The organism is Haemophilus sp. HMSC071C11, assembly GCF_001837655.1.
Taxonomy (GTDB): Bacteria; Pseudomonadota; Gammaproteobacteria; order Enterobacterales; family Pasteurellaceae; genus Haemophilus; species Haemophilus influenzae.
The window spans coordinates 37,710-59,088 of the sequence record NZ_KV833450.1 but is presented as its reverse complement, the minus strand read 5'-3'; the positions used below and the strand labels follow the sequence as shown (position 1 = coordinate 59,088).

General features: G+C 38.0%; 22 protein-coding genes. 14 read left to right on the top strand and 8 right to left on the bottom strand.

Annotated features, from left to right (window positions below):
- Positions 1–14: 14 nt before the first annotated feature.
- The 4 genes from recR to HMPREF2644_RS08385 form a co-directional block, all read right to left on the bottom strand.
- Complete coding sequence (gene recR / locus HMPREF2644_RS08400) at positions 15–617, bottom strand: recombination mediator RecR (protein ID WP_005626527.1); 603 nt, start codon at positions 615–617, stop codon at positions 15–17.
- A 130-nt stretch (positions 618–747) separates the two neighbouring features.
- Positions 748–1,077, bottom strand: a complete 330-nt coding sequence (locus tag HMPREF2644_RS08395; protein ID WP_005629464.1) for a YbaB/EbfC family nucleoid-associated protein — start codon at positions 1,075–1,077, stop codon at positions 748–750.
- A 168-nt stretch (positions 1,078–1,245) separates the two neighbouring features.
- Positions 1,246–2,091 (bottom strand): 23S rRNA (adenine(2030)-N(6))-methyltransferase RlmJ, encoded by an 846-nt coding sequence (locus HMPREF2644_RS08390; RefSeq protein ID WP_011272052.1) that lies wholly within the window; start codon positions 2,089–2,091, stop codon positions 1,246–1,248.
- 72 nt (positions 2,092–2,163) lie between these two features.
- A complete protein-coding gene (locus HMPREF2644_RS08385; protein ID WP_070828392.1) occupies positions 2,164–4,758 on the bottom strand; it encodes a penicillin-binding protein 1A in 2,595 nt (864 codons plus the stop codon).
- 98 nt (positions 4,759–4,856) lie between these two features.
- Between HMPREF2644_RS08385 and HMPREF2644_RS08380 the strand changes: the two genes are divergently transcribed.
- The 11 genes from HMPREF2644_RS08380 to glmS all read left to right on the top strand — a co-directional run bounded on the left by HMPREF2644_RS08380 (position 4,857) and on the right by glmS (position 13,651).
- Positions 4,857–5,654: a type IV pilus biogenesis protein PilM gene (locus tag HMPREF2644_RS08380; RefSeq protein ID WP_011272050.1), complete on the top strand. Its 798-nt coding sequence runs from the start codon at positions 4,857–4,859 to the stop codon at positions 5,652–5,654.
- Positions 5,655–6,161, top strand: a complete 507-nt coding sequence (comB, locus tag HMPREF2644_RS08375) for a competence protein ComB (RefSeq protein ID WP_011272049.1) — start codon at positions 5,655–5,657, stop codon at positions 6,159–6,161.
- Positions 6,158–6,679, top strand: coding sequence for a competence protein ComC (gene comC / locus HMPREF2644_RS08370; protein WP_070828391.1), 522 nt, complete (start codon positions 6,158–6,160; stop codon positions 6,677–6,679). The genes comB and comC overlap by 4 nt, the downstream gene beginning before the upstream one ends.
- Positions 6,676–7,089: a pilus assembly protein PilP gene (locus HMPREF2644_RS08365; protein WP_070828390.1), complete on the top strand. Its 414-nt coding sequence runs from the start codon at positions 6,676–6,678 to the stop codon at positions 7,087–7,089. Before comC ends, HMPREF2644_RS08365 begins: the two co-directional genes overlap by 4 nt.
- Before the next feature lie 9 nt (positions 7,090–7,098).
- A complete protein-coding gene (gene pilQ / locus HMPREF2644_RS08360; protein WP_011272046.1) occupies positions 7,099–8,436 on the top strand; it encodes a type IV pilus secretin PilQ in 1,338 nt (445 codons plus the stop codon).
- A gap of 12 nt (positions 8,437–8,448) precedes the next feature.
- Positions 8,449–9,135, top strand: coding sequence for a ComF family protein (locus HMPREF2644_RS08355; RefSeq protein ID WP_011272045.1), 687 nt, complete (start codon positions 8,449–8,451; stop codon positions 9,133–9,135).
- Between the two features lie 75 nt (positions 9,136–9,210).
- Positions 9,211–9,807, top strand: coding sequence for a Fe-S biogenesis protein NfuA (nfuA, locus tag HMPREF2644_RS08350; RefSeq protein WP_005649300.1), 597 nt, complete (start codon positions 9,211–9,213; stop codon positions 9,805–9,807).
- A gap of 66 nt (positions 9,808–9,873) precedes the next feature.
- Positions 9,874–10,668 (top strand): NAD(+) diphosphatase, encoded by a 795-nt coding sequence (nudC, locus tag HMPREF2644_RS08345; protein WP_005686893.1) that lies wholly within the window; start codon positions 9,874–9,876, stop codon positions 10,666–10,668.
- A gap of 35 nt (positions 10,669–10,703) precedes the next feature.
- Positions 10,704–11,294: a YjaG family protein gene (locus HMPREF2644_RS08340; protein WP_005686892.1), complete on the top strand. Its 591-nt coding sequence runs from the start codon at positions 10,704–10,706 to the stop codon at positions 11,292–11,294.
- 139 nt (positions 11,295–11,433) lie between these two features.
- A complete protein-coding gene (locus HMPREF2644_RS08335; protein WP_005630954.1) occupies positions 11,434–11,706 on the top strand; it encodes an HU family DNA-binding protein in 273 nt (90 codons plus the stop codon).
- A 112-nt stretch (positions 11,707–11,818) separates the two neighbouring features.
- A complete protein-coding gene (gene glmS / locus HMPREF2644_RS08330; protein WP_005686891.1) occupies positions 11,819–13,651 on the top strand; it encodes a glutamine--fructose-6-phosphate transaminase (isomerizing) in 1,833 nt (610 codons plus the stop codon).
- 54 nt (positions 13,652–13,705) lie between these two features.
- On the opposite strand, the gene dsbB is transcribed toward glmS, so the two are convergent.
- Both dsbB and nhaB read right to left on the bottom strand, forming a co-directional pair.
- Positions 13,706–14,239: a disulfide bond formation protein DsbB gene (dsbB, locus tag HMPREF2644_RS08325; protein ID WP_011272043.1), complete on the bottom strand. Its 534-nt coding sequence runs from the start codon at positions 14,237–14,239 to the stop codon at positions 13,706–13,708.
- 9 nt (positions 14,240–14,248) lie between these two features.
- A complete protein-coding gene (nhaB, locus tag HMPREF2644_RS08320; protein WP_038440590.1) occupies positions 14,249–15,793 on the bottom strand; it encodes a Na(+)/H(+) antiporter NhaB in 1,545 nt (514 codons plus the stop codon).
- A 124-nt stretch (positions 15,794–15,917) separates the two neighbouring features.
- On the opposite strand from nhaB, the gene fadR reads away from it, so the two are divergent.
- Positions 15,918–16,643, top strand: coding sequence for a fatty acid metabolism transcriptional regulator FadR (fadR, locus tag HMPREF2644_RS08315; RefSeq protein ID WP_005659812.1), 726 nt, complete (start codon positions 15,918–15,920; stop codon positions 16,641–16,643).
- A 45-nt stretch (positions 16,644–16,688) separates the two neighbouring features.
- Here fadR and pssA read toward each other — a convergent pair whose 3' ends face one another.
- Positions 16,689–18,056, bottom strand: coding sequence for a CDP-diacylglycerol--serine O-phosphatidyltransferase (gene pssA / locus HMPREF2644_RS08310; protein ID WP_005686888.1), 1,368 nt, complete (start codon positions 18,054–18,056; stop codon positions 16,689–16,691).
- A gap of 146 nt (positions 18,057–18,202) precedes the next feature.
- Here pssA and HMPREF2644_RS08305 point away from each other — a divergent pair, with 146 nt between their 5' ends.
- Positions 18,203–19,258 (top strand): tRNA/rRNA methyltransferase, encoded by a 1,056-nt coding sequence (locus HMPREF2644_RS08305; RefSeq protein ID WP_005686886.1) that lies wholly within the window; start codon positions 18,203–18,205, stop codon positions 19,256–19,258.
- A gap of 30 nt (positions 19,259–19,288) precedes the next feature.
- On the opposite strand, the gene HMPREF2644_RS08300 is transcribed toward HMPREF2644_RS08305, so the two are convergent.
- Positions 19,289–19,987: a tRNA1(Val) (adenine(37)-N6)-methyltransferase gene (locus tag HMPREF2644_RS08300; protein WP_005656441.1), complete on the bottom strand. Its 699-nt coding sequence runs from the start codon at positions 19,985–19,987 to the stop codon at positions 19,289–19,291.
- A 69-nt stretch (positions 19,988–20,056) separates the two neighbouring features.
- Between HMPREF2644_RS08300 and srmB the strand changes: the two genes are divergently transcribed.
- A complete protein-coding gene (srmB, locus tag HMPREF2644_RS08295) occupies positions 20,057–21,376 on the top strand; it encodes an ATP-dependent RNA helicase SrmB (RefSeq protein WP_005656439.1) in 1,320 nt (439 codons plus the stop codon).
- Positions 21,377–21,379: the final 3 nt, after the last annotated feature.

The following is a 21,379-nucleotide window of genomic DNA, read 5'->3' as shown; positions in this document are numbered from 1 at the left end:
ATGGTATGAGAAGATTAGTCGATTTGACGACGACCTAGAAAAGAGTGAGTAAGCGTTGTGCCGTCCACAGTTTCTAGTTCACCACCGACAGGGATACCGTGAGCGATACGACTCACTTTGATATTATGTTGGCGGCACATTTCAGCAATGTAGTTTGCCGTCGCATCGCCCTCCACTGTTGGATTTGTTGCAAGAATCACTTCGTGGAAAGATTCTTCTACTAAGCGTTTTTGCAGTAAATCTAAGCCAATTTCACGAGGCCCAATACCATCAAGTGGAGACAAATGTCCCATTAAAACAAAATAACGTCCTGAAAATTGCCCCGTTTGCTCAATCGCTTGAATATCTGCGGGCATTTCAACGACACAAAGCAAACCTGAATTTTGACGGCGTGGATTATTGCAAATGTTGCAAGTGTCTTCTTCCGTAAAGTCTCGACATTGTGAACAATGACCAATTTTAGACATAGCTTCTGTGAGTGCTCGAGCTAAATTCATTCCACCGCTACGATTACGCTGTAAAAGATGATAAGCCATACGTTGTGCAGATTTAGGCCCTACGCCTGGAAGACAACGTAAGTTTTCAATAAGGTGTTCTAAAAGTGGACTGCTTTGCATAATTTGAGATGAAATATAAGGCTACTTTCCGCTCCCTCTATTTACGGGGGAATACCGAAGACTTAGGGGGAACCCCCTTCCGTCGCTTTGCGACACCTTCCCTCGCAAGCAGGGGAAGACAAGTGTTCGATTAAAACGGAAACTTCATTCCTGGTGGTAATGGCATTCCAGCGGTAACTGATGCCATTTTTTCTTTTTGTAATTCTTCTGCACGACGCACCGCATCGTTAAAAGCAGCTGCGATTAAATCTTCTAACATTTCTTTATCGTCTTCCATTAAAGAAGGATCAATGTCAATACGGCGGCAGTTATGTGCACCATTAATCGTGATTTTCACTAAACCTGCACCAGATTCACCCGTTACTTCTAGTTGTGCGATTTCTTCCTGCATTTTTTGCATTTTTTCTTGCATTTGTTGGGCTTGTTTCATCAAGCCGCCTAAACCGCCTTTTCCAAACATAATGTTATCCTTTATTAAGTCAAAAATTGCGTGCATTCTAGCGAAAAAATGGGCTTTTGGGAACAGTAGGGTTAATGATTTTGGGGATTTAAAATCTCAGAAAATTTCACCGCACTTTTGAAGTCAAGTGCGGTGAAATTTAGTGGTGTTTAGAATGGGAAGAGACGGTTATTCAGGGGTAATCCATTCGACAGTCCAGCTTCCAGTACCTTCTGGAACTAATGTTTTTGTGAGATAAGGCAAAATTTCTTTCATTTGGGTTTCTAATGTCCAAGGTGGATTAATTACCACCATACCGCTCGCAGTCATTCCTCGTTGATCGCTATCTGGGCGAACAGCGAGCTCAATTCTTAGAATTTTTCTAATTCCCGTTGCTTCTAAACCCTTAAAAATACGTTTAGTTTGTTGGCGTAATACAACAGGATACCAAATCGCATAAGTGCCAGTGGCAAAACGTTTATAGCCCTCTTCAATGGCTTTAACAACGAGATCATAATCATCTTTTAATTCATAAGGCGGATCGATGAGTACTAAGCCCCGGCGTTCTTTTGGCGGAAGCGTTGCTTTGACTTGTTGAAAACCATTGTCACATTTTACGGTGACATTTTTGTCGTCGCTAAAATTATTGCGAAGAATTGGATAATCGCTAGGATGAAGCTCGGTCAATAGTGCGCGATCTTGTGGGCGCAACAATTCTGCAGCAATTAACGGTGAGCCAGCATAATAACGTAGTTCTTTGCCACCATAATTGAGTTTTTTGATCATTTTTACATAACGGGCAACATCTTCGGGTAAGTCTGTTTGATCCCACAAGCGTCCAATACCTTCTTTATATTCCCCCGTTTTTTTTGATTCGTTTGAAGATAAACGATAACGACCTACACCAGAGTGCGTATCCAAATAAAAAAAGCCTTTTTCTTTAAGTTTAAGGTTTTCCAAAATAAGCATTAAGACGATATGTTTTAAGACATCAGCATGATTGCCTGCGTGAAATGAGTGACGATAACTCAGCATAATATATCCTTTGTTTTATAACGAAGGCGAGCCAATTGACTCGCCCGATTTCACACTAAAGTGCGGTCATTTTTAGAAGAGTTCTTGTGGTTGCGTCGCTGGCGTATTGCCTTCATTATTTAAGCGTTGCTGTAACTCTGTAGGAACGTAATAACCACGCTCTTGCATTTCCGAAAGATAGGTACGTGTCGGTTCTGTTCCCACAATAAAATATTCTTTGCGCCCACCGTTTGGAGAAAGCAAACCTGTCAAAGTATCAATGTTTTTTTCCACAATTTTTGGCGGCAGTGGCAATTTACGTTCAGGTTTATCACTCAAAGCCATTTTCATATAAGTGATCCAAGCTGGCATGGCTGTTTTCGCACCCGCTTCTCCACGCCCAAGTACTCGTTTGTTATCATCAAACCCAACATAAGTTGTAGTGACTAAGTTTGCACCAAATCCCGCATACCAAGCCACTTTTGAACTGTTGGTAGTACCTGTTTTACCGCCTATATCGCTACGTTTAATACTTTGTGCAATGCGCCAGCTGGTGCCTTTCCAGTCTAAACCTTGTTCGCCATAAATTGCCGTATTTAAGGCACTACGAATGAGAAAAGCAAGTTCGCCACTAATGACACGTGGCGCATATTCTATTTTCGACGAGGCATTTTTTGCAGCAGCCATTAAATCAATCGCATCTTCTTTAAGTGCGGTGAAATTTGATTGTAATTCTGGCAGTTCAGGCACAGTTTCAGGTTGTTGATCTAATTCTTCGCCATTGGTGCTGTCATCTGTTGGTTTTAAGGCACTCTCGCCTAAAGGAATATTGGCAAAGCCGTTGATTTTGTCTTTGGTTTCGCCATAAATTACAGGTATATCATTACATTCAATGCAAGCAATTTTAGGGTTTGCAATAAATAAGTCTTTACCCGTGTTATCTTGAATTTTTTCAATGATATAAGGTTCAATGAGGAAACCGCCATTATCAAACACCGCATAAGCTCGCGCCATTTCTAATGGTGTGAAAGAGGCTGCGCCAAGTGCTAAGGCTTCGCTAGCAAAATATTGATCACGTTTAAAACCAAAACGTTGTAAAAATTCTGCTGTGAAATCAATACCTGCTGTTTGGATCGCACGAATAGCAATCATATTTTTGGATTGACCTAATCCTACGCGTAAACGCATCGGGCCATCATAACGATCAGGCGAGTTTTTCGGTTGCCACATTTTTTGTCCCGGTTTTTGAATAGAAATCGGGCTGTCTTGTAATACACTAGAAAGCGTTAAGCCTTTTTCTAATGCTGCCGCGTAAATAAATGGTTTAATAGAAGAACCCACTTGAACTAAAGACTGTGTGGCTCGATTGAATTTACTTTGTTCATAACTAAATCCGCCCACCACTGCTTCAATCGCGCCATTATCTGAATTAAGAGAAACTAATGCTGAATTTGCTGCGGGAATTTGTCCTAATTGCCATTCCCCATTAGCACGCTGACGAATCCAAATTTGCTCGCCGACTTTCACAGGATTGCTTCTGCCTGTCCAACGCATTGCATTGGTTGATAAGGTCATTTTTTCCCCAGAAGCGAGCAATATATCAGCACCGCCTTTTGCAATTTCAATCACTGCCGCAGGAATAAATGGCTCTGAATCAGGTAGCTTGCGTAGAAAACCGACAATGCGATCATTGTCCCAAGCGGCTTCATTTTTTTGCCATAATGGCGCGCTACTGCGATAACCGTGACGCATATCATAATCAATCAAGTTATTACGCACAGCTTTTTGGGCTTCAGCTTGGTCTTTTGAAAGTACAGTGGTAAATACTTTATAACCACTGGTGTAAGCATTTTCTTCGCCAAAACGACGCACCATTTCTTGACGCACCATTTCAGTGACATAATCAGCACGAAATTCAAATTTTGCGCCGTGATAACTCGCCACAATCGGCTCTTTCAATGCAGCATCATATTCTTCTTTGCTGATGTATTTTTCATCTAACATACGGCTTAGCACCACATTGCGACGTTCTTCTGAACGTTTTAGCGAATAAAGCGGATTCATTGTTGAAGGTGCTTTAGGTAAACCAGCAATAATCGCCATTTCAGATAAGGTCAATTCATTCAATGCTTTACCGAAATAGGTTTGTGCCGCTGCTGCAACACCATAAGAACGATAGCCTAAAAAGATTTTGTTTAAATAAAGCTCTAAGATTTCTTGTTTGTTGAGGGTATTTTCAATTTCTACCGCAAGCACCGCTTCACGGGCTTTACGAATAATGGTTTTTTCTGGGGTTAAGAAAAAGTTACGCGCTAATTGTTGAGTAATCGTACTTGCACCTTGTGATGCACCGCCATTACTCACTGCGACAAACAATGCACGAGCAATGCCGATAGGGTCTAATCCGTGATGATCGTAAAAACGATTGTCTTCCGTTGCTAAAAATGCGTCAATTAAGCGTTGTGGCACATCGGCTAATTTCACTGGAATACGGCGTTGCTCGCCCACTTCGCCAATTAATTTACCGTCAGCCGTATAAATCTGCATTGGTTGTTGTAATTCAACGGTTCTTAATGTTTCTACTGAGGGCAATTCCGATTTTAGGTGGAAATACAACATTCCGCCAGCCACTAAACCTAAAATACATAAAGTTAATAGGGTGTTTAATATTAATTTTGCGATCCGCATCGTAAAATTCTCGCTTGGTTAATGAATATTCTTGTCAAGAGACCTATGATTTAGTTGTTAAGTATAAAAGATTCAGCCTTTAAAGAATAGGAAAGAATATGCAATTCTCCCTGAAAAATTACCGCACTTTACAAATCGGCATTCATCGTAAGCAGGGTTATTTTGATTTTGTGTGGTTTGATGATCTTGAACAGCCACAAAGTTATCAAATTTTTGTTAATGATCGTGATTTTAAAAATCGTTTTTTACAACAGCTAAAAACACAATATCAAGGGAAAACCTTTCCTTTACAGTTTGTGGCAAGCATTCCCGCTCACTTAACTTGGTCGAAAGTATTAATGTTGCCACAAGTGTTAAATGCGCAAGAATGTCATCAACAATGTAAATTTGTGATTGAAAAAGAGCTGCCTATTTCTTTAAATGAATTATGGTTTGATTATCGTTCTACCTCGTTAAAGCAAGGTTTTCGATTAGACGTTACTGCAATTCGTAAAAGTACTGCTCAAACTTATTTGCAAGATTTTCAGCCATTTAAAATTAATGTATTGGATGTTGCGTCAAATGCTATTTTGCGTGCATTTCAGTATTTGTTGAATGAACAAGTGCGGTCAGAAAATACCTTATTTTTATTTCAAGAAGATGACTATTGTTTGGCGATCTGTGAAAGATCGCAGCAATCGCAAATTTTACAATCTCACGAAAATTTGACCGCACTTTATGAACAATTTACCGAACGTTTTGAAGGACAACTTGAACAAGTTTTTGTTTATCAAATTCCCTCAAGTCATACACCATTACCCGAAAACTGGCAGCGAGTAGAAACAGAACTCCCTTTTATTGCGCTTGGCAACGCGCTATGGCAAAAAGATTTACATCAACAAAAAGTGGGTGGTTAAATGTCGATGAATTTATTGCCTTGGCGTACTTATCAACATCAAAAGCGTTTACGTCGTTTAGCTTTTTATATCGCTTTATTTATCTTGCTTGCTATTAATTTAATGTTGGCTTTTAGCAATTTGATTGAACAACAGAAACAAAATTTGCAAGCGCAGCAAACATCTTTTGAACAACTTAATCAGCAACTTCACAAAACTACCATGCAAATTGATCAGTTACGCAGTGCGGTGAAAGTTGGTGAAGTTTTGACATCTATTCCCAACGAGCAAGTAAAAAAGAGTTTACAACAGCTAAGTGAATTACCTTTTCAACAAGGAGAACTGAATAAATTTAAACAAGATGCCAATAACTTAAGTTTGGAAGGTAACGCGCAAGATCAAACAGAATTTGAACTGATTCATCAATTTTTAAAGAAACATTTTCCCAATGTGAAATTAAGTCAGGTTCAACCTGAACAAGATACATTGTTTTTTCACTTTGATGTGGAACAAGGGGCGGAAAAATGAAAGCTTTTTTTAACGATCCTTTTACTCCTTTTGGAAAATGGCTAAGTCAGCCTTTTTATGTGCACGGTTTAACCTTTTTATTGCTATTAAGTGCGGTGATTTTTCGCCCCGTTTTAGATTATATCGAGGGGAGTTCACGTTTCCATGAAATTGAAAATGAGTTAGCGGTGAAATGTTCAGAATTGTTGCATCAACAGAAAATTTTAACTTCTTTACAGCAGCAGTCGGAAAGTCGAAAACTTTCTCCAGAACTGGCTGCACAAATTATTCCTTTGAATAAACAAATTCAACGTTTAGCTGCGCGTAACGGTTTATCTCAGCATTTACGTTGGGAAATGGGGCAAAAGCCTATTTTGCATTTACAGCTTACAGGTCATTTTGAGAAAACGAAGACATTTTTAACCGCACTTTTGGCTAATTCGTCACAGCTTTCTGTAAGTCGGCTGCAATTTATGAAACCCGAAGACAACCCATTGCAAACCGAGATTATTTTTCAGTTAGATAGGGAGACAAAATGAAGTATTGGTTTTTCCTAACAGCATTGCTTTTTATAAATTGCACTTGGGGACAAGATCCTTTCGATAAAACACAGCGTAACCGTTCTCAGTTTGATAACGCACAAACAGTAATGGAGCAGACAGAAATAATTTCCTCAGATGTACCTAATAATCTATGCGGAGCGGATGAAAATCGCCAAGCGGCTGAAATTCCTTTGAACGCTTTAAAATTGGTGGGCGTAGTGATTTCTAAAGATAAAGCCTTTGCCTTGTTGCAAGATCAAGGTTTGCAAATTTACAGCGTTTTAGAGGGCGTTGATGTGGCTCAAGAGGGCTATATTGTAGAAAAAATCAACCAAAACAATGTTCAATTTATGCGTAAGCTCGGAGAGCAATGTGATAGTAGTGAATGGAAAAAATTAAGTTTTTAAAGGAAGATTATGAAGAAATATTTTTTAAAGTGCGGTTATTTTTTAGTGTGTTTTTGTTTGCCATTAATCGTTTTTGCTAATCCTAAAACAGATAACGAATGTTTTTTTATTCGTTTATCGCAAGCACCTTTAGCTCAAACACTGGAGCAATTAGCTTTTCAACAAGATGTGAATTTAGTGATGGGTGAGAGGTTAGAAGGCAATATTTCTTTGAAATTAAACAATATTGATATGCCACGTTTGCTAAAAATAATCGCAAAAAGTAAGCATCTTACTTTGAATAAAGATGATGGGGTTTATTATTTAAACGGCAGTCAATCTGGCAAAGGTCAAGTTGCAGGAAATCTTACGACAAATGAACCGCACTTAGTCAGCCACACGGTAAAACTTCATTTTGCTAAAGCCTCTGAATTAATGAAATCCTTAACAACAGGAAGTGGATCTTTGCTTTCTTCTGCGGGGAGCATTACCTTTGATGATCGCAGTAATTTGCTGGTTATTCAGGATGAACCTCGTTTTGTGCAAAATATCAAAAAACTGATTGCTGAAATGGATAAGCCTATTGAACAGATCGCTATTGAAGCGCGAATTGTGACAATTACGGATGAGAGTTTGAAAGAACTTGGCGTTCGGTGGGGGATTTTTAATCCAACTGAAAATGCAAGACGAGTTGCGGGCAGCCTTACAGGCAATAGCTTTGAAAATATTGCGGATAATCTTAATGTAAATTTTGCGACAACGACGACACCTGCTGGCTCTATAGCATTACAAGTCGCGAAAATTAATGGGCGATTGCTTGATTTAGAATTGAGTGCGTTGGAGCGTGAAAATAATGTAGAAATTATTGCAAGTCCTCGCTTACTCACTACCAATAAGAAAAGTGCGAGCATTAAACAGGGGACAGAAATTCCTTACATCGTGAGTAATACTCGTAACGATACGCAATCTGTGGAATTTCGTGAGGCAGTACTTGGTTTGGAAGTGACGCCACATATTTCTAAAGATAACAATATCTTACTTGATTTATTGGTAAGTCAAAATTCCCCTGGTTCTCGTGTCGCTTATGGACAAAATGAGGTGGTTTCTATTGATAAGCAAGAAATTAATACTCAGGTTTTTGCCAAAGATGGGGAAACCATTGTGCTTGGCGGCGTATTTCACGACACAATCACGAAAAGCGAAGATAAAGTGCCATTGCTTGGCGATATACCCGTTATTAAACGATTATTTAGCAAAGAAAGTGAACGACATCAAAAACGTGAGCTCGTGATTTTCGTCACGCCGCATATTTTAAAAGCAGGAGAAACGTTAGAGGCGTTGAAACAAAAAAGTGCGGGGAAAAAATAACTTTTTTAGACGATGAATTTTTTTAATTTTCGCTGTATCCACTGTCGTGGCAATCTTCATATTGCAAAAAATGGGCTATGTTCAGGTTGCCAAAAACAAATTAAATCTTTTCCTTATTGCGGTCATTGTGGTGCGGAATTGCAATATTATGCGCAGCATTGTGGTAATTGTCTTAAACAAGAACCAAGTTGGGATAAGATGGTCATTATTGGGCATTATATTGAACCTCTTTCGATATTGATTCACCGTTTTAAATTTCAAAATCAATTTTGGATTGACCGCACTTTAGCTCGGCTTTTATATCTTGCGGTGCGTGATGCTAAACGAACGCATCAACTTAAATTGCCAGAAGCAATCATTCCAGTGCCTTTATATCATTTTCGTCAGTGGCGACGGGGTTATAATCAGGCAGATTTATTATCTCGGCAATTAAGTCGCTGGCTGGATATTCCTAATTTGAGCAATATCGTAAAGCGTGTGAAACACACCTATACTCAACGTGGTTTGAGTGCAAAAGATCGTCGTCAGAATTTAAAAAATGCCTTTTCTCTTGTTGTTTCGAAAAATGAATTTCCTTATCGCCGTGTTGCGTTGGTGGATGATGTGATTACTACTGGTTCTACACTCAATGAAATCTCAAAATTGTTGCGAAAATTAGGTGTGGAGGAGATTCAAGTGTGGGGGCTGGCACGAGCTTAATATAAAGCACTGGAAAAAAAAGCGCGATAAGCGTATTATTCCCGATACTTTCTCTCAAGTATTTAGGACATAATTATGGAACAAGCAACCCAGCAAATCGCTATTTCTGATGCCGCACAAGCGCATTTTCGAAAACTTTTAGACACCCAAGAAGAAGGAACGAATATTCGTATTTTCGTCGTTAATCCGGGTACGCCTAATGCGGAATGTGGCGTATCTTATTGCCCCCCGAATGCCGTGGAAGAAAGCGATATTGAAATGAAATATAATACTTTTTCTGCATTTATTGATGAAGTGAGTTTGCCTTTCTTAGAAGAAGCAGAAATTGATTATGTTACCGAAGAGCTTGGTGCGCAACTGACCTTAAAAGCACCGAATGCCAAAATGCGTAAGGTGGCTGATGATGCGCCATTGATTGAACGTGTTGAATATGTAATTCAAACTCAAATTAACCCACAGCTTGCAAATCACGGTGGACGTATAACCTTAATTGAAATTACTGAAGATGGTTACGCAGTTTTACAATTTGGTGGTGGCTGTAACGGTTGTTCAATGGTGGATGTTACGTTAAAAGATGGCGTAGAAAAACAACTTGTTAGCTTATTCCCGAATGAATTAAAAGGTGCAAAAGATATAACTGAGCATCAACGTGGCGAACATTCTTATTATTAGTGAGTTATAAAAGAAGATTTATAATGACCGCACTTTTGAAAGTGCGGTTATTTTTATGGAGAAAAAATGAAAATACTTCAACAAGATGATTTTGGTTATTGGTTGCTTACACAAGGTTCTAATCTGTATTTAGTGAATAATGAATTGCCTTTTGGTATCGCTAAAGATATTGATTTGGAAGGATTACAGGCAATGCAAATTGGAGAATGGAAAAATCATCCGTTGTGGCTTGTGGCTGAGCAAGAAAGTGATGAACGAGAATATGTGAGTTTGCGTAACTTGCTTTCACTGCCAGAGGATGAATTCCATATATTAAGCCGAGGTGTGGAAATTAATCATTTTCTGAAAACCCATAAATTTTGTGGAAAGTGCGGTCATAAAACACAACAAACTCAAGATGAACTTGCAGTGCAATGTATTCACTGTGGGTATCAAACTTATCCTGTGATTTGCCCATCAATTATTGTTGCGGTTCGTCGTGGTCACGAAATTCTATTGGCAAATCATAAGCGACATTATAGTCCTAACGGAGGAATATACACGACGCTTGCAGGTTTTGTCGAAGTAGGGGAAACATTTGAACAAGCGGTGCAGAGAGAGGTTTTTGAAGAAACAGGGATTTCAATAAAAAATCTTCGTTATTTCGGTAGCCAACCTTGGGCATTTCCAAATTCTCAAATGGTCGGTTTTCTGGCTGATTATGAAAGCGGAGAAATAACATTGCAGGAAAGTGAAATTCATGATGCACAATGGTTTTCTTATGATCAACCCTTGCCAGAATTACCGCCAACGGGTACTATCGCTCGCAAATTAATTCATGTGACGCTTGAACTTTGTAAAGCGGAACATAAATGCGATTAATAAATATTCCAACTCTTACGAATTAAGGAAATAAGATGCGAAATCCGATTCATAAACGCTTAGAAAACTTAGACAGTTGGCAACATCTTACTTTTATGGCTGCTTTATGTGAACGTATGGCACCAAATTTTAAATTGTTCTGTCAAATGAACGAGCTTAGCGTTGAAACCAAAACGTATCAAAATATTCTCAATTTGGTGTGGGAATATTTAACAATTAAAGATGTCAAAATCAACTTTGAAAATCAGTTGGAGAAATTAGAAAGCATTATTCCTGATGTGAATGATTATGATAGTTTTGGTGTTGTGCCAGCGTTAGATGCCTGTCAGGCTTTAGCTGAAATTTTACACGCCATTATTGCGGGCGAAACCTTAGAAAAAGCGGTGGAAATAAGCCTAATTTCGTTGGGAACAGTAAGGGCATTATTGGAAACAGAAACTGGACGAGATTGGTCAGAAAGTAAACTAAAAGAAAATGAAGATATTCAAACAGAACTTGATGTGCAATGGCAAGTTTATCGTTTGCTTAAAGAATGTGAAAAACGTGATATTGAATTAATTTTAGCTTTAAAAAATGAAATTCGGACTGAGGGTATATCTAACATTGGTATAGAATTTCATCAATAACGTGAGATTTGTCACAATTTTTATAAATCATGCTTTTAATTCATCTCAAGTTAGATTATCCTTTGCACAGTTTTTGCGACAAATTCGCAAAGATACTTTTAAAGAATCAAACTTTTTATTTAACAGAAGGTACAAATTTATGAACAAAACAGATTTAATTGATGCAATTGCAAACGCTGCAGAGTTAAACAAAAAACAAGCTAAAGCAGCGTTAGAAGCGACTTTAGATGCAATTACTGCGAGCCTAAAAGAAGGTGAGCCTGTACAATTAATCGGCTTCGGTACATTTAAAGTAAATGAACGTGCTGCTCGTACTGGTCGTAACCCACAAACTGGTGCTGAAATCCAAATCGCAGCATCTAAAGTGCCAGCATTTGTATCTGGTAAAGCATTAAAAGATGCAATCAAATAATTGATAACATCAATGAAATGAAGCCCTGTCGATTGCGCAGGGTTTTTTTTATTGTGTAAACGCGTGGCAAATGTAAAAACAAACTTAGTAATAGGATAAATAAGGAAAACTTATGTGTGGTATTGTCGGTGCAGTAGCGCAACGAGATGTAGCGGAAATCTTAATTAATGGTTTACATCGTTTAGAATATCGTGGTTATGATTCAGCTGGTGTTGCAGTAATCAATAAACAAAATGAATTACAACGTATTCGTTGTTTAGGCAAAGTTAAAGCTTTAGATGAAGCCGTATCAGAAAAACCATTAATTGGTGGAACGGGAATTGCACATACTCGCTGGGCAACTCACGGCGAACCATCAGAAACTAATGCGCATCCGCATTCATCAGGTACTTTTGCTGTAGTACATAACGGTATTATTGAAAATCACGAAGAACTTCGCGAATTATTAAAATCTCGTGGTTATGTCTTTTTATCACAAACAGATACTGAAGTGATCGCTCACCTCGTTGAATGGGAAATGCGTAGCACGGATTCCCTTTTAGAGGCTGTGCAGAAATCGGTAAAACAACTCACGGGCGCATATGGTATGGTGGTAATGGACAGCCGTCATCCTGAACATTTAGTGGCAGCTCGTTCTGGTAGTCCACTTGTGATTGGCTTAGGTATCGGTGAAAATTTCTTAGCTTCAGATCAACTTGCGCTTTTAAGTGTTACTCGCCGTTTTATCTTTTTAGAAGAAGGAGATATTGCAGAAATTACACGTCGTACAGTTGATATTTATGATACTCACGGTAATAAGGCTAAACGTGAAATTCACGAGTCTAATCTTGAAAATGACGCTGCAGAGAAAGGTAAATTCCGTCATTTTATGCAGAAAGAAATTTACGAACAGCCAACTGCACTTATTAATACAATGGAAGGGCGTATTAATCACGAAAATGTGATTGTTGATTCAATCGGTAATGGTGCAAAAGGCATTTTAGAAAAAGTTGAGCATATTCAAATTGTTGCTTGTGGTACATCTTATAATGCAGGTATGGTGGCGCGTTATTGGTTTGAATCTTTAGCTGGCGTGAGCTGTGATGTTGAAATTGCATCAGAATTTCGTTATCGCAAATTTGTTACCCGTCCAAATAGCTTATTGATTACCCTTTCTCAATCTGGCGAAACAGCCGATACTTTAGCTGCACTTCGTTTAGCGAAAGAAAAGGGCTACATGGCAGCATTAACAATTTGTAATGTTGCTGGCTCTTCGCTCGTACGCGAATCAGATCTTGCATTTATGACTCGTGCTGGTGTTGAAGTTGGGGTGGCATCGACAAAAGCATTTACGACACAGCTCGCTGCATTATTAATGCTGGTAACGGCACTTGGTAAAGTTAAAGGTCATATTTCTGTAGAAAAAGAACGTGAAATTATTAAAGCAATGCAATCTTTACCTGCTGAAATTGAAAAAGCGTTAGCCTTTGATAGAGAAATTGAAGCTTTAGCAGAGGATTTTGCTGAAAAACATCATGCGCTTTTCTTAGGCCGTGGTGCGTTTTATCCAATTGCGGTAGAGGCTTCTTTGAAATTGAAAGAGATTTCTTATATTCACGCTGAGGCCTATGCGGCAGGAGAATTGAAACACGGGCCATTAGCGTTAATTGATGCTGATATGCCAGTGATTGTCGTTGCACCAAATAATGAATTATTAGAAAAAGTAAAATCGAACATTGAGGAAGTGCGAGCTCGTGGTGGTCAATTATACGTATTTGCCGATAAAGAAGCAGGATTTACGCCAAGTGAAGGAATGAAAATCATCACGATGCCAAAAGTCAATGATATTGTTGCACCGATTTTTTATACCATTCCAATGCAATTACTTTCTTATTATGTGGCTTTAATTAAAGGCACTGATGTAGATCAACCTCGTAACTTAGCAAAATCAGTTACCGTTGAATAAAGTGCGGTTGATTTTAATGTAATAAAAAAAACGGTGAAATTTCACCGTATTTTTTTAGTTAAATAATCTTCTTTGTTTCCGTGTTTTAATCACTTGTGCGATTAACAATAATGTGAGAATAACCACATATAGTGAAAAAATAACCACTAGCCATTGCACCATCGTTAAACCAAATAATGACCATTGGCTTTCATTACAAGAGCCAGTTGGGTTAAATATAAATGGAAACCATTGATGAAATGGTAAAGTCTCGGGAAAATTTGGAATAAACTCACATTGTTTCCAAGGAGCTGGATTCATTTGCAAATCAAGATGACGAAATGAAATCAATAAGCCCTTAATACTGCTGAATAAACCTAAAGCCAAGGCGATTAATCGAAGTATGAAAGCAAGAGGTTGAAGTAATGCAATAATGCCCGCTACAAATAAGCCAATCATTGCTAAACGTTCATAAACACAGAGCACACAAGGTTGTAAGCCCATTCCATATTGGAAGTAAAGTGCGGTGGATTCTAAGGCTAAACTTGAAAAAGCCAATAAAAACCACACAAAACGTTTTTCGGAAAATTGTTTTAATAGCGCGAGCATTTTTTCTCCTTAAATTGGCAAAATTAAACCTAAACTTGCTAACCAAATTGTGGCAGCTGGTAAAATAAATTCAATAGCCAGTAAACCAATGATTGAAAGTACAATCGTGTAAGGTAAAGCCATATAAACCATTCTGCCATAAGAAAGGCGAATTAATGGCGAAATTGATGAAGTCAATAAGAATAAGAAAGCAGCTTGCCCATTTGGTGTTGCAACTGATGGTAAGTTTGTACCTGTATTAATGGCAACAGAAAGCAATTCAAATTGATGCGGTGCAATTACTCCATTTGTCAGTGCAGCTTTAGCTTCATTAATATAAACCGTTGCAACAAATACATTATCAGAAATAGAAGAAAGCAAGCCATTAAACAAATAGAATAAAGCAAGTTGTGTATTTTCTTCCGCAGAAAGAACGAAGTGAATAATTGGTGAAAAAAGTTTTTGATCAATAATTACTGCAACAACAGAAAAGAATACAACGAGCAATGCAGTAAAGGGTAAAGATTCCTGAAAGGCTTTACCGATAGTATGTTCATCCGTCACACCAGTGAAAGACGTAGCAAAAATGATGATACTTAAACCAATTAAACCGACTGCGGCAAGATGGAATGCTAATCCAAGAATTAACCAAATTGCGATTAACGCTTGCATACCTAATTTAATTTTATCTTGTTTAGACATTTTTTCTGAATTAGTGCGATCTAAGTCTGATAAGACTTTCCACACTTCGTCTGGTAATTTCTCGCCATAACCAAATAATTTGAATTTTTCGACCAAGAAACAAGTGAGTAATCCGCAGATAAACACAGGAATAGTCACGGGTGCCATACGGAGGAAAAATTCCATAAAGTTCCATTTTGCTTGTTCTGCAATAATTAAGTTTTGTGGTTCTCCAACAACGGTCATTACACCACCGAGTGCAGTTCCTACACCCGCATGCATCATTAAACTACGTAAGAATGCACGGAATTTTTCTAAGATTTCGTGCTGTTGTTCAATAATTTTTCTATCGTCTGAAATATCAACCGCATCAATTAAATTATTGCCTGATGCAACTTTGTGATACACACCATAAAATCCCATTGCGACACTAATGATAACAGCAACAACCGTTAAAGCATCGAGAAAAGCCGATAAAAAAGCAGCACTAAAACAAAAGGCAATAGAAAGTGCAATTTTAGAACGAATTTTGACAAGTAATTTAGTAAATACATAAAGCAGTAATTGTTTCATAAAGAAAATACCTGCCACCATAAATATCAGTAGCAAGATCACTTCAAAGTTTGCCATAATTTCTGCTTTGACGTGTTTGGCATTTGTCATTCCAATAATAATAGCTTCAATTGCTAATAGACCACCTGGTTGAAGAGGGTAGCATTTTAATGCCATTGCCAATGTGAAAATAAATTCTGCAACCAGTAACCAACCCGCAATAAAAGGACTAATAAAAAAGAAAACAATTGGATTTATAATAAGAAAAACCACAATGGCAAGTTTGTACCATTCTGGACTTGCCCCAAGAAAGTTTTTCATAAAAGCCTGAATGTTTGTCATAGTGAACTCCATTATTTTTATCACGCGAACATTGTAATATATCCCCCTTTAAAGGATAATAAAAACCAAGTAATTTTTTTATAAAATTGCATTTTTTTTGATTTTTATCTGATTTTTAATTGTAATGCAAAACAATAACGACATTTTAAAAGCCCAAAGTCCAGCAGCTTTAGCAGAGGAATATATTGTAAAGAGTATTTGGCAAGATGTTTTTCCTTCGGGCAGTAATTTGCCATCAGAACGTGATTTAGCCGATAAGATTGGTGTAACTCGCACCACCCTACGTGAAGTTTTACAACGTTTGGCTCGTGATGGTTGGCTAACAATTCAGCACGGCAAACCCACCAAAGTAAATAATATTTGGGATGCTGCAGGGCCGAATATTATTGAAACCCTAATTGCTTTGGATATGCAGTCCGCGCCCTTAATTATTGATAATATGCTCTCTTTACGTAGTAAAATGTCGGAATCTTACATTTATGAAGCAGTAAAAAATTCCCCTCAAAAATCAACCGCACTTTTTGCTGAATTAGAGCAATTACAAAACACAGCACAAGATTACACAGAATTTGATTACCAATTATTTCGTCAATTTACTGTTGTTGCCAACAAACCCTTTTATCGTTTAATTTTCAATAGTTTAAAAGGCGTTTATCAGCGAATAGGGTTGTTATTTTTTAAAGAAAAAAAACACCGTGAATTAACAAAGCAATTTTATTTAGAAATGCAACAAATTTGTCTTGAGGGAAATGCAGATGCAGTAGTGGATTGCATCCGTAAACATAATTTACGTTCTTCAACCTATTGGAAAGCCATTTTAGAACGATTGCCACAAAATTTATCAGATTAATACTGGAAGCGAATTTAAGAAAAAAACATAAAACTTTTCTTATAATTACAAAATCATTTTCACCAATTTATCTGCTTTAATTCGTGCAAATTTTTTCAAAAGTTTTTGCACTGGTTCTGGGTATTGATTCAATTCTTCTAATTCAGAGTAATGTTTTAATACTTTTGTATGTTGGCGAATTTGGTTTTGCTCTTTTTCCACTTGGGCTAAAAGCTGTTGTTGTGGATCGTAAATTAATAAGCCATTTTCTGCATCCAAACGCCATGCTCGAGGGTTAAGATTATTGCCCGTCAATAAAATATAACGGTCATCTACCCACACACCTTTTAAGTGGTAGGTATTATCGCCATCACGCCATAAACGCACCACAAGCTGACCATTTTCAATTTGAGTCTCAAATTTTTCACAGAAACGGCGAAGATTACTTTCATAAAGATAAGGTAATGCCCCCGCCATTTTGAATGGTTGTTCTGGTGGAATGTAAAAATCGTTTGCGACTTTATCGCCAACAATAATTTCTACTTGTTTACCGCTTTCCAATAATGTTGCTATTTTATGTTGCAATGTGCGTGGGAAATTAAAATATGGCGTACAAATCACCAATTTTTCTTGTACTTGTAAGAATAAATCTTCAATTACTTGATTTAATTCGTTGCCCGATGCGCCTAAGCCAAACAGTGGCGATACGCTTAAAACATTCGGTAATTTCACCGCACTTTTTAATGAATATTCTCCATTTTGAGCAAGGTCTTTACGATAAGCTCGAATATTACCGCGGATCTCTTTAGTACGAGGGCGGTTGGTCACATCAAGTGGATAAACTGCACTGAAATCTAACAAGTAATCATTGATGAAATTTACCATTGAATCAGCTAATTCGGCATGAGTGATTTTTTGATAGCGGTCGTAACGATATTTTTCAAATTGATGAAGATAGACATTATTAATACTTGCACCGCTATAAAGCACCGTATCATCAAATACAAAGCCTTTGACATGCAATACACCAAAAACTTCTCGCGTATTAATTGGCACGCCAAAGAACATATTCGGATCATCAGGTAACTGATAAGTTTGGCGTTGCTCGCAATACCAGTCTGCATTAGTGGCAGATTTTTCCGCCCCTAATAAATTGCGTTGTGCACGATGCCAATCTATGAGAATTTTTACATCCAAGTGTGGATTTTCTTGCTTCACGCGATAAATTTCATCGAGAATTTCCTGTCCCGCTTCGTCTTTTTGCCAATAAAGTGCGGTGACATAAATACGTTTTTTTGCGTTTCTGATTAATTCAATAATTTGAGTTTTAAATTCAGCCGAGCTACCCAAAAATTCAATTTGCTCAGCTTGCAAAGCAAGGAATGGCAAATTATTTAAATTTTGTTCAGCTCGTTTGGTTTTATTGATTAACATAATCCATCTCGTGATTAAAGACTAGTGTGTTAGTTTACAATATTTCACGTGCTTATTAATAGAAAAAAGGCTTTTTTTCGTTATAATGCTCACAAATTTTAGCATTTTTTGGCTAAAAAACAGCCATTTTTACTCAGGGAAACCCTATGAACGACAAACGCAAACCGTCTTTTCAATCCGCAGGCAAAACCTTTCAAGAACGCTCAGTAGGTGAAAAATACAGAGAAAAACCAAGCCAAAATCGACCGCACTTTAATGATAAATTTAATGGAAATAGAAACGAAAAATCTCGTTTTCCTCGTGATAAACAAGAAGTGAAAGAAACTAGAATTAAGCAACTTTCTTTATCTCGCGCACCATCAAATAAAAATACAGAACAACCTAAGGTTCAAGTGACAATAAAAAGTACGGGTACGGTTTATAAAACGAAAGAAAAGAAAACTGGTGCGCTTTCTCCTCGTGCGCCTGAAAAAATTAAGAAAAACCGTGCGGAAGAAATGAAGGTTTACGGTGAAAATGCCTGTTTAGCTTTATTTGCAGAGCGTCCTGAAAGTATTGTTCGATTGTGGGCAACCGTGCAAATGTCACACAAAATTGGCGAGGTATTGAGTTATTTAGCCGAAAACAAGAAGGCTTATCACGTTGTAGATAGTGAAGAATTAGCCCGAGTGAGCGGAACAGAACATCACGGTGGCATTTGCTTATTGGTGAAGAAACCGCGTGCTTTCACGTTGCAAGGGTATTTGGATATTCCTCATAAAGAAGATTGTTTAGTGCTATTGGACAACGTGAATAATGCACAAAATATCGGAGGTGTATTGCGTACTTGTGCTTATTTTGGCGTGAAAAATATTGTCGCCGATAATGTGGAAAATCTGTATTCGGGAGCCTCTATGCGTGTAGCAGAAGGTGGCGCAGAATATATTCGTGTGTTAGAAACGGATGATATTGATTCGGCTTTGATGCACTTGCGTAAATCAGGCTATCAAATTATTCACGTATCGCACAATAAACAAGGCGACCCATTGGATAAAGTGCGGTTAAAAAATAAAGTGGTTTTTGTGCTAAGTGAAAGTTCTACGGAAAGTTTAGCGACGCCAGAAGATACACAAGTGCGTTTAACGCTCGCAAGTCCAATTAAATCAGGCTTAAACATTGCAGTGAATGCGGGTGTGTTGTTAGCGAAGTGGTATTTTAGATAGTGTATGATTAAAGGGGAAACGATTTCCCCTTTAAAATTTCAAATAAAAGTCTTTAGTCAATTCAATAAACGCTTCAGTGTATTGATTATCCGCATCATAAATTACCAATTGATCTTGCATTAAAACTTCGGGTTGTTTGGCAAAGGTAAGCAACATTCTCTGGGGCGTTTTTCCTATTTTAGTGATGACATTCGTCTGTTTTATGCAAAAAAGTGCGGTGGATTTTGTGAGCGTTTTGCCTGCATCATAAGGCAAAACAAAACTTATTTTCCCATTTTCCGACAAGCGTGTTGCAGCCCATTCTAACCAATTTAAGTGGCTTTGCTTGGTATAACGCGCCAATTCTCGTTCTTCATTTTTACAAGCGATACCTTGTTCAAAATAAGGTGGATTTGCCACAATTAAATCAAAGGTTTGTTCAGTGGTTTGTAAAAAATGTTGTATATCCGCTTGAGTAAGTTGAATGCGATTTTTCCACACTGAATTATTGATGTTTTCTTGTGCTTGTTTTGCTGCAATGGGATCCAACTCAACCGCTTGAATTTGACAGTTTTCTTCAGTTCGTTGTGCTAACATTAAAGTCAATAATCCTGTGCCACTGCCCATATCTAAAATATTTTTACAATGCTTTACATCAGCCCAAGCACCTAACAAAATGCCATCAGTGCCGACTTTCATGGCACAAGAATCTTGATTGATATGGAATTGTTTAAAGGTAAATCCGCTCATAAATTTTTCGTAAATTGACCGCACTTTCAGGTATAATCCTCGACGATTTTAACAAAGAACCGCACAATAATGAATTTATCCCAATTTGAACAATTCGATCTTTCTCCAGAACTTTTAAAGGCACTTGAGAAAAAAGGTTATTCCCGCCCAACAGCTATTCAGATGGAAGCCATTCCTGCCGCAATGGAAGAGCGTGATGTATTAGGCTCTGCACCAACGGGAACAGGGAAAACCGCTGCTTTTTTATTACCTGCGCTACAACATTTATTGGATTATCCACGCCGTAAACCAGGGCCACCGTGTATTTTGATATTAACACCAACCCGAGAACTGGCAATGCAAGTGGCTGAACAAGCGGAAGAATTAGCGCAGTTCACCCATTTAAATATTGCGACAATTACAGGTGGTGTGGCGTATCAAAATCACGGTGATGTATTCAATACCAATCAAGATTTGGTGGTGGCTACGCCAGGTCGTTTATTGCAATACATTAAGGAAGAAAATTTTGATTGCCGTTCCGTTGAAATGCTGATTTTTGATGAAGCCGATAGAATGTTACAAATGGGATTTGGGCAAGATGCGGAAAAAATTGCAGCTGAAACCCGTTGGCGGAAACAAACTTTGTTGTTTTCTGCAACCTTAGAAGGAGAGTTATTGGTCGATTTTGCGGAGCGTTTGTTGAATGATCCTGTGAAAGTAGATGCGGAACCAAGTCGCCGTGAAAGAAAAAAAATCAACCAATGGTATTATCACGCAGACAGCAATGAACATAAAATCAAATTGCTCGCGCGTTTTATTGAAACTGAAAAAGTAACCCGTGGAATTGTATTTGTTCGCCGTCGTGAAGATGCGCGTGAAGTTTCTGAAACATTGCGTAAACGAGGCATTCGTTCCGCATATTTAGAAGGCGAAATGGCACAAACTCAACGTAACAATGCCATTGATAAATTGAAATCAGGTATTGTGACGGTATTGGTTGCAACAGATGTGGCTGCGCGTGGTATTGATATTGATGATGTAAGCCACGTGATGAATTTTGATTTGCCCTATAGTGCGGATACTTATTTGCATCGAATTGGACGTACCGCGCGAGCTGGCAAAAAAGGCACGGCAGTCTCTTTTGTCGAAGCGCATGATTACAAGTTGCTAGGTAAAATCAAACGTTATACTGAGGAAATTTTAAAGGCGCGCATTTTAGCAGGTTTAGAACCTCGCACTAAGCCACCAAAAGATGGCGAAGTGAAATCTGTCAGCAAAAAACAAAAGGCACGCATTAAAGAAAAACGTGAAGAAAAGAAAAAAACAGAGGCAAAGAAAAAAGTAAAATTGCGTCATAAGGATACGAAAAATATCGGCAAACGACGCAAGCCAAGTAACAGTAATGTTTAATTA